15 protein-coding genes are annotated in these 17802 nt (G+C 59.2%); 3 read left to right on the plus strand and 12 right to left on the minus strand.

What is annotated here, in order from left to right:
- The first annotated feature begins 151 nt into the window (after window positions 1–151).
- Window positions 152–3052, plus strand: a complete 2901-nt coding sequence (locus BLU76_RS04910; protein ID WP_092221697.1) for a sensor histidine kinase — start codon at window positions 152–154, stop codon at window positions 3050–3052.
- On the plus strand, window positions 3037–4098 hold the full coding sequence (locus BLU76_RS04915) for an HD-GYP domain-containing protein (protein WP_092142299.1): 1062 nt from the start codon (window positions 3037–3039) through the stop codon (window positions 4096–4098). Before BLU76_RS04910 ends, BLU76_RS04915 begins: the two co-directional genes overlap by 16 nt.
- A gap of 56 nt (window positions 4099–4154) precedes the next feature.
- On the opposite strand, the gene BLU76_RS04920 is transcribed toward BLU76_RS04915, so the two are convergent.
- The 8 genes from BLU76_RS04920 to BLU76_RS04955 form a co-directional block, all read right to left on the minus strand.
- Window positions 4155–5228, minus strand: a complete 1074-nt coding sequence (locus BLU76_RS04920; protein ID WP_092221699.1) for a polyamine ABC transporter substrate-binding protein — start codon at window positions 5226–5228, stop codon at window positions 4155–4157.
- A gap of 44 nt (window positions 5229–5272) precedes the next feature.
- Window positions 5273–5614: a cupin domain-containing protein gene (locus BLU76_RS04925; RefSeq protein WP_092142294.1), complete on the minus strand. Its 342-nt coding sequence runs from the start codon at window positions 5612–5614 to the stop codon at window positions 5273–5275.
- Window positions 5611–7035 carry an NAD(P)/FAD-dependent oxidoreductase gene (locus BLU76_RS04930; RefSeq protein WP_092221701.1) on the minus strand — a complete coding sequence of 475 codons (1425 nt, stop codon included), beginning with the start codon at window positions 7033–7035 and terminating at the stop codon, window positions 5611–5613. Before BLU76_RS04930 ends, BLU76_RS04925 begins: the two co-directional genes overlap by 4 nt.
- Window positions 7036–7092: 57 nt before the next feature.
- Window positions 7093–7893 (minus strand): helix-turn-helix domain-containing protein, encoded by an 801-nt coding sequence (locus BLU76_RS04935; RefSeq protein WP_092142288.1) that lies wholly within the window; start codon window positions 7891–7893, stop codon window positions 7093–7095.
- 221 nt (window positions 7894–8114) lie between these two features.
- Window positions 8115–9806 (minus strand): thiamine pyrophosphate-binding protein, encoded by a 1692-nt coding sequence (locus tag BLU76_RS04940; protein ID WP_092221703.1) that lies wholly within the window; start codon window positions 9804–9806, stop codon window positions 8115–8117.
- Between the two features lie 135 nt (window positions 9807–9941).
- A complete protein-coding gene (locus BLU76_RS04945) occupies window positions 9942–10697 on the minus strand; it encodes a molybdopterin-dependent oxidoreductase (RefSeq protein ID WP_092142282.1) in 756 nt (251 codons plus the stop codon).
- A 282-nt stretch (window positions 10698–10979) separates the two neighbouring features.
- Window positions 10980–11984, minus strand: a complete 1005-nt coding sequence (locus BLU76_RS04950) for an aldo/keto reductase (RefSeq protein WP_092142279.1) — start codon at window positions 11982–11984, stop codon at window positions 10980–10982.
- 102 nt (window positions 11985–12086) lie between these two features.
- Window positions 12087–12647 (minus strand): PaaI family thioesterase, encoded by a 561-nt coding sequence (locus BLU76_RS04955; RefSeq protein WP_092142276.1) that lies wholly within the window; start codon window positions 12645–12647, stop codon window positions 12087–12089.
- Window positions 12648–12706: 59 nt separating this feature from the next.
- Here BLU76_RS04955 and BLU76_RS04960 point away from each other — a divergent pair, with 59 nt between their 5' ends.
- On the plus strand, window positions 12707–13162 hold the full coding sequence (locus BLU76_RS04960) for a MarR family winged helix-turn-helix transcriptional regulator (protein ID WP_060742910.1): 456 nt from the start codon (window positions 12707–12709) through the stop codon (window positions 13160–13162).
- A gap of 61 nt (window positions 13163–13223) precedes the next feature.
- On the opposite strand, the gene BLU76_RS04965 is transcribed toward BLU76_RS04960, so the two are convergent.
- The 4 genes from BLU76_RS04965 to BLU76_RS04980 all read right to left on the minus strand — a co-directional run bounded on the left by BLU76_RS04965 (window position 13224) and on the right by BLU76_RS04980 (window position 17636).
- Window positions 13224–14732: an amino acid ABC transporter permease/ATP-binding protein gene (locus BLU76_RS04965; protein WP_092221705.1), complete on the minus strand. Its 1509-nt coding sequence runs from the start codon at window positions 14730–14732 to the stop codon at window positions 13224–13226.
- Between the two features lie 106 nt (window positions 14733–14838).
- Entirely contained in the window at window positions 14839–15645 is an 807-nt protein-coding gene (locus tag BLU76_RS04970) for an ABC transporter substrate-binding protein (RefSeq protein WP_371914645.1), read from the minus strand.
- A 73-nt stretch (window positions 15646–15718) separates the two neighbouring features.
- Window positions 15719–16771, minus strand: coding sequence for an isopenicillin N synthase family dioxygenase (locus BLU76_RS04975; RefSeq protein WP_092221707.1), 1053 nt, complete (start codon window positions 16769–16771; stop codon window positions 15719–15721).
- 13 nt (window positions 16772–16784) lie between these two features.
- On the minus strand, window positions 16785–17636 hold the full coding sequence (locus tag BLU76_RS04980; RefSeq protein ID WP_092142267.1) for a sugar phosphate isomerase/epimerase family protein: 852 nt from the start codon (window positions 17634–17636) through the stop codon (window positions 16785–16787).
- Between the last annotated feature and the right edge of the window lie 166 nt (window positions 17637–17802).

Below are 17802 nucleotides of genomic sequence, written 5' to 3' on the forward strand. Positions count from 1 at the left end.
AATCCAGTGTTCGACTATGGTCATAAGGCTGCTCACGGTTTTTTGTCCGGGCGGACGAAAGGAGCAGGGTTCCCTTGGACAGATATCAAGGACAAGACCACAATGATGTCATTGTGATATTGATTGTGTGGCCAGCGCAACGAGCGTGCCTATGCAAGCAGCTTCAAAGAAGAGGGTCAGTTTGCGCAGATGGATCTGGCGGGCATTTGCCAGTACCAGCCTGTTGCCGCTCGTCTTGGTAGAAGGCGTGCTGATCACCACTTACTTCATCACGAACCAGTCCATTCGAAATTCCCAGATCGAGCACCTGCATCAAAGTGCAACTCGCGACATACAGGTATCGGTTCAGCAGAATGCGCTGTTGGTGCAAGGACAATTGGAGCAGGTTCACAAAGCGATCAGTCTTTATGCCAAGTCCACTGAGCATGAACTCACCGAAAACCAGCCTCCCGTGGCGGCATCGCTTGCAGTAAGTGCCGATGGTGTCCGCTACAGCGCAGCGAACGACGGGGCGTCCGCCTCGTATTATTCGAATGTCACCCCGCTGCAAAAGCAGGACCTCTACAAGATATCGCTGCTGGCGAACCAGGACTTCATGATGAAGCAGTTGAAGGACGGGGATCCTCTGATTGCCAGCATCTATTTCAATACGTGGGACAGCTATAACCGGATTTATCCCTGGTTTAATACGCTCGAGCAGTACCCACATGATATGGACATCACCCAATACAACTTCTACTACTTGGCCGATGCAAAACATAATCCTGATAAAAAAGTAGTCTGGACGGATGTCTACCTGGATCCCGCCGGCCAGGGGTGGATGATGTCTGCCATTGCGCCGGTCTACAGCGGCGACTTCCTGGAGGGCGTAGCCGGGATCGATGTAACGGTCGACGGGATCTTGAAGCAAATCGAGCAGTTGAAGATGCCTTGGGGTGGCTACCTGATGCTGGTCAACAATAAGCTCGATATCATGGCCGTGCCCAAGGCGGGGCAACGTGATTTTTCCCTGCGAGCCGCCGAGAACCAGCCCGCTGGAGAGCCTGTCGATCACGAGCGCTTGCAATCGCCGGATTTGAACCTCACTCGTTATCCGGACCTCGCCAGTCTCAATAAGAACTTGCCGGGCCATCCAGAGGGCATCGTTGCGCTGACGTTGAATGGACGGCCTCATCTGGTCGCCTGGAGTGGGATCCCCACCACCGGCTGGCTCTTGTTGGCGGTAGTGGACGAAGCCGCGGCCATGCAGGAAACCAATCTGCTGGCCAGTCATTACCGCGATGTGGGGTACCTGTTGATCGCGGGGCTGGTGGTGTTCTATGCCTTGTTCTTTGCCTTCATGTGGTGGCGTACGCGTGACCTCAGTCGCCAGTTGAGCACACCGGTGCAAGGGGTCTCACGCATGATGCGAGAGATCGGCCGGGGTAACTGGCAACCAGCGGCAAGTCCTTCCGATATCACCGAACTGTGGTCAATGTCCAACCAGGCACTGGGGATGGGCAGGCAGCTGGCCCAGGCCGAGTTCATTCGCAGCTCCACACAGCAACGTCTGGAGTTGGTCATGGAGAGTTTTGCCGAAGGGCTCTGGGAGTACTACCCGAAACGGCAGCGTTTTATTCTCAAGGGTGCCCTGTGCCAGCGCTTCGGTTTTGCCGCCAATGAAGTGCCCATGGCGACATTGCTGCAGAGCATTCCCATTGAGGATCGGCAAACCTTCACCCAGTTCCTGGAAGAGGCCAGGGGCAGTGCAAGCGTGGCGCCGGAAGTGGAGTTCCGGATCAGGGACGTGCATGGAAAGCTGATCTGGATCCTTTGCCGGGGCCGTACGCTGGAATCCTCCCGGCTGGAGGATTCCAGTGTCGTGGTCGTGGCGTGTGTCGACATCACGACACTCAAGCAGACCCAGTTGGATCTGCGGGAGAAAACCCTGGAGGCAGAGGCCGCCAGTACCGCCAAGTCCAAATTCATCTCCAGCATGAGCCATGAGCTGCGGACGCCATTGAATGCGATCTACGGGTTTGCCCAGTTGGGGCTCATGCAGTCGCCTGCCCCGGCATTGGAAGAGACGGCCAACCTGCAGGAGATCATCAAAGCCAGTGAGCACCTCATGCAGTTGGTGGACGATCTGCTTGATCTCTCCAGCTTGCAGGCCGAGAAACCCCTGCTCGATCTCAAGCCCGTACACGTGGCAAGCCTGTTATCCAACTGCGCTGACCTGGTCCAGCAGCAAGTCGCGGCGCATGGCCAGACCTTGCACATCAATGCTCCTCTGGATACATGGCATGTCTGGGCGGATAAGCGCCGCCTCAAGCAGGTCCTGATCAATCTGTTATCCAATGCAATCAAGTACAACCGGCCCGGTGGAGACGTCACTCTGGGGGCTTCGGTTGTCGAGGACGGAGCCAGGCTTCGTCTTTATGTGACAGATACCGGGATGGGCATTTCCCCGGCTTTGCAGGGCGAGCTTTTCAGGCCCTTCCAGCGTTTGGGAAAAGAGAACTCGTCCATCCCGGGAACTGGCATTGGCTTGGTGTTGTGCCGAGACCTGGCGCTCCTGATGCACGGCACCATGGGCTTCGAAAGCGACGTCGAAGGGGGGACGACCTTCTGGATCGACATGTGCTCGGCGGCGCTTCCTGTGCCGGGGAACGCGTCCAAAGTGTCGACGATAGCCTTGCCACGCGTCCTGTTGGTGAGTAACGACCCTCAGGATGGTGACGTGGTTCGAGAGGCGTTGATCGGCGATTTTGAGTTGGATCGGGTCAATACCTTGGCCGATGCCAGTCTCGTGCTTGATGCCACGGCGGTCAGCGTATTGATCGTCGCCACTACCGACCCTGTACCCGTGCTGAACACTTTTTTCAGCGGCTTGCGCACGAGTATCCCAACGACTGCAATGTCGATCATCGTGGTCCGTGCGGCCGTCGATCACGCTTCGGTTGGCCACCTTGAATGCCAGGCCATCGTCGCTTCTCCATTGGAGAGGCAGAGTATTCGTAGTCTGGTCTTGACGCTCGCCACGGGGAGGGCGGATGTATGTTTGCCAAAGTAAATTCGCAAAGCAGGATCGTCATTATCGACGATGTGGCCACCAATCTCCGGCTTCTGGATTCATGCTTGCGAGCCGTGGGCCTGCAGAACATCACCACATTCAGCGACTCTGCCAAAGGACTGGACTGGTTGCTTGCGAACGCCTGGGACCTGCTGTTGTTGGACCTGGACATGCCCGCACCCGACGGCTTCGAGATCCTTGATCGCCTCAATACACGTGACCGCACGGAGTCACCGGTCATCATCGTGACGGCCTTGAGTGATCAGCAGAACAGGCGCAAAGGATTGGAAAGGGGCGCCAACGACTTCATCTCCAAACCCATTGATCTTCCTGAAGTGTTGCTCAGGGTGCGTAATTGCCTGGAGCTGGCGCAGGCGGCCAAGCTGCTGCGCGACGTCAATGCTGAACTCGAGCGCAAAGTGGAGCTGCGCACGGCCCAGCTGGCTTCCAGCTACAAGGCGATCAGCAGCAGCTTGAGTCGAGCAGCCAGCTATCGTGATGACGACACGGGGCAGCATATTATCCGTATTGGCGAGTCCGCGGCTTTGTTGGCCAAGGCTATCGGCATGCCCGCTCAATGGTGTGACCTCATGAGGATGGCTGCACCGATGCACGATGTTGGAAAAATTGGCATTGTAGATGCCATTCTGCAAAAGCCTGGAGCACTGACGCCGCAGGAGCGGGTGATCATGCAGGAGCATGCCCGCATTGGTTATGAAATCCTGCATGACCCAGAGGGTTCGCCGTTGACGGACCTGGCAGCGGAAATTGCCCTGTCGCATCATGAGCGTTGGGATGGCACCGGCTATCCAAAGGGATTGCGGGGCAAGGAAATCCCGTTATCGGCAAGGATTGTGTCGATATGCGATGTGTATGACGCCATAAGAATGCCTCGAGCCTATAAGCAGGCTTGGGATGTCGAGTGCTCAAGGCGTTTCATCACTGATCAAGCCGGTACCCAGTTCGATCCTTTCCTGGTGGACGTCTTTTGTAATCTCTTTGACGAAATAGATCGCTTGCGCCTGCCCGATGCGCGAGAGGGCTGATGAGACCCGGGAGATGTCGCCGATGATCCGGGTGTCTGCTTCATCGGCGACAGGTTTCATTGCCCGCTTTTAATCCGGCTCCAGACCCGTGTGCGCAGCCGGTCGTTCTCTAATGGCATTGCCTCCAGTACAAAGAGTTTTTTCATCACGCTGTCAGGCGGGTACACCATCGGGTCGTTGCGGATGGCCTTGTCGACCAGCCCCTCGGCGGCAGTGTTGCCGTTGGCATAGTGCACATGATTGCTGATGCCAGCCATGACCCTGGGGTCCAGCAGGTAGTTGAGAAATTCGTAGCCGGCGCCTTCATTCGGCGCATCGGCGGGCATGGCGACCATGTCGAACCACATCGGTGAGCCTTCCTTGGGGATGGCGTAGGCGATCTGCTGGCCATTCCCGGCCTCATTGGCTCGCGCTGCGGCCTGCATCACATCGCCGGAAAATCCTACGACCAGACACACGTCACCCGTCGCAAGGTCACTGGTGTACTTGGAGTTGTGGAAGTAACTCACATAGGGGCGCACCTTGAGTAGCAAGGCCTGCGCCTTCTCGTAGTCGGCCTTGTCCTTGCTGTGATGCGGCAGGCCAAGGTAGTTCAAGGCGATGGGAAGGATCTCGGGACCATTGTCGAGCATCGCCACGCCGCATCGGGCGAGTTTCTTCATGTTTTCCGGCTTGAACACAATGTCCCACGAGTCTATCGGTACATCGCCCAGGACCGCCTTGACCTTGGCCACGTTGTAGCCGATGCCGGTGCTGCCCCACAGGTAGGGAAAACCGTAGCGGTTACCAGGGTCATTGGCCTCCAGAACCTTCATCAGCGTCGGGTTGAGGTTGTGCCAGTTCGGGAGCTTGCTGCGGTCCAGCGGTTTGAGTGCGCCGGCCGTGATCTGCCGGGCCATGAAGTGGTTGGACGGAAACACCACGTCATAGCCTGAATGGCCGGCCATCAGTTTGGCGTCGAGCACCTCGTTGCTGTCGTACAGGTCATATTGGGTCTGGTGCCCGGTCTGGGTGGTAAAGTTTTGCAGGGTATCTGGAGCGATGTAGCTGCTCCAGTTGTAGATCCTGACGGTGTCTGCTGCCTGAGCGGTAGACGCGATCAACAGTAACGGAAAGATCGACTTCAACATGCGAGACCTCAACCTTTGTTCTAGGCGTTATGGATGAAGGCAGTTCAGAAAATCAGTACGTAGCTCTTGCGAACGGTTTCTTGTACATCCCAGATTCCCGCCGTGTTCGCAGGGAACATCAACGCGTCGCCGGCCTGGATATGTAGGGCCTCACCACCGTCCGGGGTGAAGGTGCAACGCCCCTGAATGAAATGGCAGAACTCCTGTTGCACAATCTGGCGCCGCCAGCGGCCGGGGGTGCATTCCCACACGCCGGCCTCGACGCCGTCGTCGCGCTCGACGCATGCCGTGGCAACCTGTGAAAGCGGCTCGCCCAGCGGTACACCAACAGCGCCAGGCTCACCGAGCGGCAAACGGGCGGTGTCGCGAAAATGATCGATCTTCATGCAAACGGCTCCTTGGACTTCATCAGACGTTCCATGCAACCGGCCAGCCCTTCAGCCATTCGGCGACGCCAGCGTGGCGCATGGAGGTTGGCCAATACCTGATCCTCGTGAACGAAGCTCTGGATAATGGCGTTGTAACCCAGCCAGCGCAGAGGCTCGGGCTCCCATCGTGGCAACGAGGCCAGGGGACGGTCATCCAGCACCCAGGGCTGGCGAGTCAGTTCGTTGTCCTGGCCAAGAATCAACGCTGCCACGGTTCGGCCGCCCAGATTGCTGGCGCCTACACCTTCACCTCCGTAGCCACCCGCCAGGGCGATCCGCTGGCGACGGTCGGCGAGCATGTGCGGGTGAAAGGACCGGGCAACCCCCAGATTGCCGCCCCAGGCATGGGTCAGGCGCACATTGCGCAAGATCGGAAAGAGTTCACTAAACAGGTGTTGCCGCAATGCTCGTTCGGCCTGAGTGAGGTTGAAGTCACTGCGCAGGCGACCGCCAAAGCGATAACCACCGCGGGCGCCAAACACCAGGCGATCGTCTCGGCTGCGCTGACCGTAGGTGACTTGTCGGCTGTTTTCGCTGAACGCCTGGCCACGGGTCAGGCCGATTTCGGCCCATACATCGGCCGGGAGCGGCTCAGTCGCAACGATCAGGCTTTGCGCGGCCAGTTGATGCTTGTTCAACGGGGGCAGGGTACTGGCATAACCTTCTACCGCCGGCACCACCCAATCGGCGCTCACCCGACCGTGCTCGGTTCGGACCTGGCCTGGCTTCCAGTCGAGCACCGGGCTTTGCTCGTAAATGCGTACACCCATCCGTTCGACGGCTTCGGCCAGGCCCCGTACCAACCTTGCAGGCTGGATGGTCGCGCAGTGAGGTGAGTACAGGGCGCCGTACGCCTGGGCCACATTTAACTGTTCACGCAAGGCCTGAGGGCTCAACCAGCGGTAGTCGTCTTCACCCAGGCCTTGCCCGCGGACTGCATCGAGCTGTTCGCGCAGGCGCCGTTCTTGCTCGGGATAACGCGCCGCGCAGTACAGCACGCCGCCTTTGCGCAGTTCGCAATCGATGCCTTCGAGGTGGCACACGCGCGCCACCTCGTCGGGGATTGCATGCAGCAGTTGGTAGCCTGCGTGACGTTGCGCGGCAGGTAGTGGGCCCAGGAGCCGGTCTTCGCCCAGCAGGTTGCCCATCAACCAGCCGCCATTGCGACCGGAGGCGCCGAAGCCGGCAATCTGTGCTTCAACGATGACGATGTTCAGGTGCGGTGCTTGCTGTTTAAGGTAATAGGCCGCCCAGAGACCACTGTAACCGGCGCCGATAATCACAACGTCTGCTTGCAGATCCTGATACAACGCCGGGCGCGGCGTCAGCGCCTCGCCGAGTTGCTCCATCCACAAACTCACACCACCCCAGCCAGACATCCCATGCTCCATCGGTTGATTGCCGACAGAGATTAATGCGCTGTGACGGGGGCTGTGTTATCTGCGGGCACGCGCGCAATTGGCTTTCAACCACGCCTTGGGTGTGCAACCGGTGTGACTGCGGAAGGCCTTGTAGAACGCCGAGGTGGAGTTGAATCCGGCACTCGCCGCAAGGGCATCGATGGGCGCGTTTTCACCGTGATTGACGAGGCGCTCAAGCAGGTAGGCCAACCGGGCTTGGGTCACGTAGCGATAGAAGCTTTGCCCCAGCACTTGATTCAGCAGGTAAGACAGCTGATTGCGACTGTACCCGGTGGCGCTGGCAATCCGTGCGAGGTCCAGATCCGGGTCGAGGAAGGGCTGCTGGCGCGTAAAATAGTCGGCCAAGTCTCGCGCCATGAACGTCAGCTGACGCGCCGAGAGACCCAGTTTACTGATGGCGGGCGCGTGGCGCCCAGTCTGGGGCTCGCTGTCGCGCACCAGTGAGGCATATTCGTTTATACGAAGGATCAGGCCATCACATACCGTGATGGCTTCACTGGTGCGAAAAACCACCCGCTCGCCACTGCCTTTCAGCGCTGTCTGGTACTGGATGAATGCGGTACAGCCATCTGCACGGATGCGGTCGTTGTGTTCAAGATACTCATCGGGATGACGCGGCAACGTGCTGGTGATGTAAGCGCGCAACTCGGCCAGGCCCATGCTGCGGTTCTGGAAGAAATCGTTGTACTGCACTTGCGGGTGATACATCGCCAGAATCGCCTCCAAATCGCGGCGTTTCCACGCCATGTGGTAACGCAGCACCACTTCGCGGGTCAACGTTGTCTGTTCGGCGGTATCTGGCGGAGGGAGAGGCATTGGTTGACCGGCGTAGAGACTGGGCTGGCGCCAGTCTAGCCCTGCAGTGGCTCACTGAACAAATACAGCCGCCTCATACCTGAGCCCGCCAAGGGCTAGGCAAGCAAGTGCACGTGCATTTCCATGGCGGCATGAAGGCGTCGGATAATCAAACTCATCACCCATGATGCCGATCACGGTCGCCTGACGCAGGGCCGCAATAAGGTGAACGCCCGTTAGCTTCAAGCCATAATCGGTAATTCGATAAGGTTGGGGCGACCTGAGCGAATGCCATCCTCGACCGCTTCAGCAATATCCCTGGCGCGCTCGACCCTGCGCGAAGCAACCCCCAGGGAAGAGGCGAGGGCCTGGAAGTCGATGGCCGGGTCCCGGATGTCCATGCCGATGAACTGGTTCGTACCGGCACTTCGGTAGTGCGTCTGGTTACGCGCGTAGTTTTTCAGGATGTTGTATTCGCCATTGTTCATGACCACAAAGGTGACGGGCAAACGCTCGTGTGCCGCTGTCCAAAGCGCTTGGGGTGAATACATCGCCGAGCCATCGCCGACCAGGCAGACCACCGGGGTGCGGTCCAGGCCAAGGGATGTACCGACAGCCGCCGGCATGCCCCAGCCGAGGATGGCGCTGCGCGTAAACAGGTACTGGCGGGCCGAATGCGAATCCAGGCACGCACGCACATGAGCGATGGTGACCGGTGCTTCGTCGACGATCCACACATCAGGGCCGATTGCCCGGACAGCTTCATGGGCCGCAACGAAAGGCGTTGTCACGGGCCCATTGAATTCGCGCTTCGCGCGCTCGGCCACTTCGATTCGGCGGGTACCGCGCTCGCGTGCAGCGACATTTCGCAGCGTCGCGATTGCCTGGCTGTGCGGGGCCAGTGCCTGATCCAGTAATGGCAGCAACAATTGCAAGGACAGCTTGATGTCGCCTATCAATCCCAGCGCCGTTCCATGCACTCTGCCCAGTTGGTGGCCATCGCCGGTCAATTGAATGAGACGGCAATGAGGGGGGATCGCCGGGCCTTGCGAGTATTGGTAACTGATCAGCGAATGGCCGCCGAGAAGCAAGACCGCATCGAAGTCAGCGAACGTTTCGCGGATATCGGCAGCTTTGGGTGGCAAGGCTCCGCGCCATTGAGGATGAGCGGTGGGGAAGGGGATATGCCCGGGCCAGGATGGCCCGAAGACCGGCGCGCCAAGTGCTTCGGCGAGGCTCACCGCTTCCACTTGGGCATTCGACTGGAATACCTCTTCCCCGACGATAATCGCCAGACGGCCGGGGGTAACCGTCGATAAGGCGTCAGCCAACGGGTCAATCGCCGCGGTCACCGCACCTCGTTCGATTCGCGACGGCTGGCCAGCATCGGCATCGGTGTGCTGCTCCATCACGTTGATCGGTAGCGAAAGGAAAACCGGGCCGGTCGGCCCTGTGCGGCAATCTTGAAGAGCGCGACGCAACAGCATCGGGATATGTTGGGGGTGCTGGATTTCCTCCGCCCATTTGACGCTCGGTCGGGCCAGGCTGACCAGATCACCATGAAGCAGCGGGTCGGTCACGCCATGGCGGGTATCCTGTTGGCCCGCAGTGATCACCAGCGGCGTGTTCGCCATCTTCGCGTTCAGGATGGCGCCCATCGCATTGCCAAGGCCTCCTGCTGTATGGAGGTTGACGAAACCGGGGCGGCCGGAGGCCTGGGCATAACCGTCGGCCATCGCCACGACGGAGGCCTCCTGAAGGCCGAGCACGTAGTGAATATCGGAGACGCCCGAGAGCGCATCGAGCAAAGGCAACTCCGTTGTTCCCGGATTGCCGAACACATGGCGGACGCTTTCGCTGTGCAGTACTTCCACGAGCAGGTCCGCGCCGCGTTGCCCACGGATGCTGGACGGGACACCGGGAGTCGAAGGCATGGCGCGAAATCTCACTCAGTTGGAAGAAATACTTTACCCAGCTTTTGTGGCCATCGGATTGCCAAATGGTAATGAACCACCCGTGCGGCGCCGCTGAAAGCCCTGACGCTGGGGTTATTTGAAGCCGGCAGTGACTTAACGTCCGCCCATTCTTTCGAGGGATTGGCTTTTTAGCGGCAAATCGCTGGTACGCTTGTCCGAGGCTTTGCGAATCGCATTGCACAAGGCCCGGACGATGGGTACGTAGCTCAGCTGGCTGGGCTGGCAGGCCTGGAGCGCACCCGTAGGGTTGATCAAATGTACCGCGATGTGGCCTGGCAGCCATGAGACGAGTGGCCAGCGGGGGCGTTGGGCGATCGTCGGGCACAGATCCGCCGCCGTCATATCAAATTCAGAAGATGCCACGAATGCGACCCCCATCAGGCACGCGCCTTCAAGCTGGGCGCGTAGGCGACCGGGGTTTTCTACAGCGCCCAGGTCAGCGACAAATACCGTGTCATGCACAATCAAGCGCCCCTCGTCGCTCAGCTCGACATCAAGTACCGCGGCCATGCAAGTCTGCGCATCGTAGTGTGCGGCGATGCCCTGGGTTCGGCAACCGCCTGAGGGCTTGCCCCAATGGCTTCTCGTGGCCGCTTCAGTGATGACGCTACGCATTCGCCGGGCATCGAAACCTGAGCGTTGCGCGGCGCCGTCGGCCCGTGTTGATACCGAATCGATCAGGGAAAGCAGGTAGTCTTGTTGATCGAGCCTGCATGCAGGGTCCTGTGCGGCCATGAATCGCTGTTCGGCGCGCAGGCGAAGCAACAGGTCTTTGCGGTTCAGGATACCGCCTGGCGATGGCCAGATGAATTGATCAAGCGCGCTGTCGTGCCCGTCAGGGTGGTTCATTTGCGTTTCTCCTTCCGCCTGATGACAAGAGCTCCGGCAAAAAGCAACCAAGGGTGCGGAATCTCTGGTTAAGCCAGGTTCCTGCGGGAGCGGGCAGGCTCGCTCCCGCAGGTTCACGCTGTCGCCGCAGGAGCAATCCTGGCATTACTTTAGGCGCAACGATCTGACGTCAGGGTGACGGGAGGCTGACAGGAACATGTCAGGCAATAAAGGGGGCCGGGCAGGTGATGCATACAGTTGAGTCTGGCCTTCTTGTCGTCGGCTTGCATCACCCGCCCACGTTCAAGCCACGATCTGCGCTGCTGCGCGAGCCCAAGGGGTCGCTGTCCTTGCTGGCATCGAAGGAGACAAGCTGCTAACGGTGTCGAGCCGATGAATCTGCTCGGCTGACAGTTCAACCGACAGGGCAGCGAGGTTGTCGGCCAACTGCTCGACCGAGCGTGGCCCGATGATGGGCAACGACCCGTGCGTGCCGGACCAGGCGATGGCGACCTGACCGGGGCTGACGCCCAGTTCGTTGGCGATGGCGATCACCGTATCTAGGACCTGTGTACGCTGCTCGCTATTCTCTGCCTGGAACACCTTGCCACCGAGGCCCTCGGCGCGTCCTTTCTCGCCCTTGCGGTACTTACCGGTCAGCATGCCTCCGCCGAGTGGCGACCAAGTGACGATACCCAATCCCAACGCCTGCGAAGCCGGGAACAGATCAGCCTCGGGCTCGCGGTGGACCAGGCTATGCTCGAATTGCGCCGCGGCGATCGGCACCGAGTGGGTGAGTTCGGCGAGGGTGACTGCTCGCGATAGCCGCCAAGCAGGAAAGTTGGAGAGGCCGGCATAAAGAATCTTACCCGCGCGGGCGAGATCCTCGAACCCACGGACGATTTCTTCGGTGGGCGTGACATCATCCGGCCAATGCGCCCAGTAGAGATCGATGCGATCGGTTCCGAGTCGCTTCAGGCTTGCCTCTACCGAGGCCACCATGGCTTTACGACTATTGCCCGTGACGAGGCGATCGGCATTTGGCTGCGCGCCTTTGGTGTACTTGGTCGCCAGGACGAAATTCTCGCGTCGGCCCTTCAGAAGGGTCCCGAGCAGCTCCTCGGATTGTCCGAACTGGTAGATATCGGCCCCATCGATGAAGTTGCCGCCGGCCTCCGCGTAGGCATTAAAGATTGCCGTGCTGACATCGGGATCCGCGCCGTAGCCCCAGCCTGTGCCAAAGTTGCCTGTCCCGAGCGCGACCTGGGACACACTCAGTCCTGTTTTGCCGAAGGATGCATATTTCATGTTTTCACCATTGATCAAGTCGGGATGGTATTTTCAGACAGTGCCGGCGCAAAGGCCTGGGCGTCGCGTGTTTCGCGGGTAACGGGTGCGCCAGGATCGGTCTCAACCTTGGCCATGAGAGATCCCCTGTGTGGCTGCGGGATGATCGAAGATCAGGCAGGTGGTCGTCGCGTGCGCGTACAGTTTGCCGTCGGGGCCAATGATCCGGCCCTCGGCCGTCGCCACTGTACGCCCCGCATGGATGACCTTGCCCTCGGCACGCACCAACGGGACCTGGTCGTTCAGGGGGCGCACCATGTTGACCTTCAGCTCCAGCGTGGTGTAGCCCTTGCCTGCGGGCAAGGTCGAGTGCACTGCGCAACCTACTGCCGAGTCGAGCAGCGTAGCGAACCATCCACCGTGGACGGTGCCCAGTGGGTTGTAGTGCCTGCGCTGTGGGCGACCTTGAAAGACGGCAATGCCGGGCTCCATGTGAATCGGCACGAAATCGAGCGTGTCGCCGATGGGTGGGGGAGGCAGTTCTCCAGCAAAGATCGCTTCGAACACTTCCATGCCTGTTCGACCGGCGATCTGATCCTGCGGCGCGGTATCGGCGACCAGCAAGCGCGCACGAACCGATTTTTCCTCCGCGTTCCAGTGAGCAACGACCTGATCGACTTCCATCGGCATTTCCTTCTCTCCAGACAATTGCATATGCAAATATTGCAGGTACAATATACCCCATGAAAAATACTATCAAGCCACAGGGCTGCACCAATCTGAAGCTGCGCCAGCTCAATCGCATGGTGACGCGTCACTACGACCGCTACGTCGCCGAGTCCGGCCTCAAGAACACGCAGTACGCACTGTTGTCGCATGTCGTCAGGCTGGGGCCTATTCGGCCGAGTGACCTGGCCAGGCAAATGCAGATGGATAATTCGACCCTGACCCGAAACATGCAGTCCCTGACCACTCAGGGGTGGCTGGAGATTGGTGCAGGAGGCGATGCCCGCAGTCGTCTTGTCGAAGCGACCGAGGCTGGACGCGTAAAGCAAGCCGAAGGCCAGCGGGCCTGGAAGGAGGCACAGCGCGCGCTCAATGGTCTACTCGGCGTGGAGCGCGTGGCTGTATTGCACGAATTGCTCGACGCATGCATTGCGAGCCTTGACGACGATCTTGATGAGTCCCCATCAGAATGACTCGCCGGCTTGCTTGAGCGATACACCCCATCTCGGGTGTGAGGATCCAATCACACCCAGTTCAGACCCGCATGAATTTCTTGATTCTCTCGCCGCACTGATCAGCTCGGATCATTCCAGGCTTCGCATCCAGTTTGACCAGGCCGTCCTCCATGAAAACCACCCTGTCGGAAATTGACATGGCGAAGTCCATTTCATGGGTCACGATCAACATGGTCATGCCTTCTTTTGCCAGGTCGCTGATCACCTTGAGCACATCGCCGACCAGTTCCGGGTCAAGGGCTGAAGTAGGCTCATCAAACAGCATGATGTGGGGATCCATCGCCAATGCGCGGGCGATTGCCACGCGTTGTTGCTGGCCGCCCGACAACTGATGCGGATACTTTTGCGCGTGAGCCAGCAGCCCGACCTTGTCCAGCAGGGCGTAGGCGCGCTGCTCGCTGATGGACTTGTCGCGGCCGTGATAGCGCGGCGCGAGGGTGACGTTGTCGAGAATGGTGCGATGGGGAAACAGGTTGAAGCTCTGAAACACCATGCCGATGCGCTGTACCCCGTGGCGTACTTGTTGCGTGTTGGTGTTGTCACCGGCGTGGATATAGCTTTCGCCGAACAGAATGATCTCGCCCTGGTCGATGCTTTCCAAGGCGTTGACGGTCCGAATCAGCGAGGTTTTTCCCGATCCCGACGGACCGATAATGGAGATCACCTGACCCACGTTGACATCAAGGTCGATGCCCTTGAGCACGGCGTGCTGGCCGTAGCGCTTGTGAATGTTGACCAGTCGCAGGGCGGGTGCCGAGCCAGGCCCCGGCGCTGTACGAGCGTCCGCCGGAGAGGGCGCCGCCGGTGACGCGCGCAGACGCCGCAGGCTGATGTCATCCAGCGTTTGTGGTTTGCGGTTGTTGAGCTCCAGGTGTTGCTCCAGCCAATGAAATAGCCAGCCGAGCACGGTCACGATCAGCACGTAATACACCGCCACGGCCGACAGGGTTTCCATGACCAGGAAGTTTTGCGCGTAAAGGCGCTGGCCCACGGTCAACAGTTCGGTCAAGGAAATCACCGAGACCAGCGAGGTCAGTTTCACCACGGTGATGTATTCGTTGATAAGTGTCGGCAGGGAAATGCGGAACGCCTGTGGGATCACGATCAGGCGCTGCAGACCGATCAGGCCGATGCCCAGCGCTCGGCCGGCTTCTTTCTGGCCTTTGGCAACGGATATCAAGCCGCCACGATGAATTTCCGCCATGTACGCCGCCTCGGTCACCACCAGCGCGAACAGGCCGGAATAGAACGGGTTGGACAGTACGCCACGGGTGATCGGGAACATCTGCGGCAAGTTATAGACGAACACCACCAGTACCAGCAGCGGCACGCTGCGAAAGAACCAGATATAAACCGACGCCGGCACGCTGACCCAACGCGTGGCCGAAAGCTTGGCCGACGCCAGCAGGAAGCCCAGCAGCATGCCGATAAACCAGGCCAGCGTGCTGAGTTCCACCACCGTAATGCAGGCTTTCCAGAAGTCCGAGACCGAAAACAGAGAAAAAAAGTAGGGCCATTCAAATTGCATGTGTACCTCCAACTGCTGGCGTCGACGGAGGCTTCACCTATGCCGGGCAGTCAAGCGAACGCCGCCGACTGTGGGAGCGGCCTCGCTCCCACAGGGCTGCACTGAGTCAGTTAGTCGGTTCTTCCAGGTTGTATTTCTTCAACAGGGCGGCGTATTCACCTGACGCTTTCGTCGCGTCAAAGGCCTTGAGCAGCGCCTGATAGAGCGCGTCGTTGTCCTTTTTGACGTAAATACCCAGTGTCTGTTGATAGATCGAGTGCTCGGTGCTGATCACTACCCGGCCTTTGGTGCGTTCCGCGATCATGCCGGCGGCGCCGTCGATCTCCACCTGAGCCTGCACGTTGCCGGAGAGCAGCGCTTGGGTCACTTCAGGGGCGGACGGAAATTCGCTGACCATGATCGCGCCCTTGTTATTCGGGACGCAGTAATCGGTCGAGAGTTTGTTGAATTGCGTCACCCAAGTGGTGCCTTTTTCCAGGCCGACCTTCAGGCCGCAGAGGTCTTCCGGTACTTTCGGTTTCAGCGGGCTGTCCTTCAGCACCATGATCGCTGCGCCGGTCTTGGCGTATGGGATGGTTTGCGCTTGAGTCTGCCGTTCGGGTGTGATGTACATGCCCGAGATGATCGCATCATAGTGACCGGCGTTCAGGCTCAGCAGCAGGTTGGAAAACTTGGTGTCAACGAAGTCAGCCTTGAGGTCCAGATGTTTGGCGAGTAACCGCGCCAGTTCGGGGTCGGAGCCGACGACATTTTTTTGTTCGTCGTATGATTCGAAGGGCGGATAGGTGATTTCCATACCGACCTTGAGGGCGCCGGGTGTCACCGTCGTCGCTGCGTGGGCTCCTGCCGCACCGAGGATCGCGAAGGCCAGCAGGGACAAGCGGACAGCGATATTCATTGGATTGCGCATCATCGGTGACTCCACGTCGAAAAAGTAGGATTGGACTGGTTTTGAAACAGGGCTGTTTTGGAACTGGGCGGGGGCATCAGGACGCTTCCTGCGTCTGGTTCTTCAAGTGACCGAAGCTCGATGGCTTGCGTGCGCGCTCATACAGCTTGAGTTCGCCGCGTTCGACTTTGCGGCGCAGGTATTGATAGGTTTGCAACGCTTGACCAAACATGTGCTCACCGATGGTGATTTCCTCGTAATCCTTACCGCCTTCAAGAAACTGCGGCAGTGGCTTGATTTGCGTGTGGAAGTCGCACGCATAGAAGAGTGGGAACGAGTAGCGCTCTTCGCTGACGCTTCGCACTCGGTGAGCCGTAGCGACGAATGTGCCTGCGGTCATGACCTCCAGCATGTCGCCGATGTTGACCACAAAAGTACCGTCCATGGGCGGCGCATCAATCCATTGCCCCTGGTCGTTCATCACCTCGAGGCCTGGCTTGTCGGCAAGCAAGATGGTGAAGCACTCGTAGTCGGTATGCGCACCAATGCCGGGCGCGTCTTGAGCCGCCAGGTCAAACGGGTAATGGATCAGGCGCAGCTTCGACGGGGGGCGAGTCACCATTGCCTCGAAATAGTCTTCCTCCAGGCCCAAGGCGAGGGCGAAACCCTTGAACAAGCGACGACCTAATGCAAACACCGCGGCGTAGTAAGCTTCGACGGCGGGACGGAAGCCCGGCAAGTCTGGCCATTCGTTGGCCCCGATCAATGGCGTGCCGGCAATGACCAGCGGATCGTCTTCGCTCACTTCGAAACCGATATCGAAAGCTTCCTTGTGATCCGGTTTGCCTTTGGCATAGACCTCTTCACCTTCAGGCACAAAACCCTTGTGGCTGCGTGAAGTACCGATGTAATGCTGCATTTTGTACTCAAGCGATTGGGCAAACAGGTCCTTCGCCGCTTGACGCAAGCCGTCGATCAGTGACGGCTCGATGCCGTGGTTCTTGATGTACAGGAAACCGACTGCGCGGGCGGCGTTACCCAGTTCTTCGGCCACTGCCTGGCGCTGAGTGATGTCGTCGCTGTACAGCCCGGCGATGTCCACCACCGGAATGCGATTGAAGTTGGCGGTCGTTGGTGTTTTGTCAGGCATGAGGCAGCGCTCCTTATCGGGTTGAGGTGCAGGCGAAACGCCGAAAATGCTCGCGCTCGGTGTTTGCCATCCACACGTTCAGCGACCACAGATCGGCCACCGGCACGTTGGTGAAGGGCAGGTGATGCAGATAGCCGTCGGCGCCGAACTCCGGTGTCAGCGTGCTGACCTGATACCCGCGTTTTTCCTGGGATCGCCAGATGGCCTCCCAATGTTGCTGATGGAAGGCAAGCGCTTGGCTGTACTCGGGGGCGGCGGGGTGAGGCACTTGCGGTCCCTGGTCATAACCGACTCGGGCCTGGATATGGTGAACGCGTTCGACGAAGGCGCTGAGGTCGTCTTCCGGATCGTTGAGCAGGCGTTCGCAGGTGACGACCCAATGACTGATGTCGCTGGTGAAGCGCAGGTCCGGCAGTTGACGAATCAGCTCGAGGGTGACCCAGGGATTGAATAACGAGCGAGCGCGATGGGTTTCAAAGGCGCACACCTGGCCATGCTTGCGCGCGACGTCCATCGCGCGGCCAAAGAAGTCGACTTGCTGTGCCAGTGGCCAGCGGTCGTTGCCAGCCAGCAGATTGACGAAGCGCGGTGCCAACTCAGCCGCCCAGCCGAGTTTTTTATCGAGGTCCAGAAGGTGTTCGTCGACGGTTGCCGACTGTTCCGGTAGAACGTCGTAGGCGCTGAAGACGGTGCTGATATAGCTGACTTTGTTGATGCGTAGAAAGGCTGCGAACTCGGCGCGTTCGCTGGCGGTCATGGGCAGGCGGGCTTCCATGCCATCGAACCCGGCTTCAAGCAACTCATCGAGCGCTTGTGCCTTGCTCGCGGTATAGCCCCACAACGTTCGGAATATTTCCAGCTTCATCGATCGACTCCAAAGGTTCCTTCGCATGATTGACACAGCGACGTTGCGGCGCTAACCGAAACGCACAACGAACGGCAGTGACAATCAGAAAAGGCAAGCTTCGGGCCGCATCTCTATGGAAAGGCTCCTTTGTTGCCGCAATAGTAGGGAGGGGCGGTTGGCGGAA

The sequence above is a fragment of the Pseudomonas sp. NFACC08-1 genome, from assembly GCF_900106735.1.
In the GTDB taxonomy this organism is placed as follows: domain Bacteria; phylum Pseudomonadota; class Gammaproteobacteria; order Pseudomonadales; family Pseudomonadaceae; genus Aquipseudomonas; species Aquipseudomonas fluorescens_Q.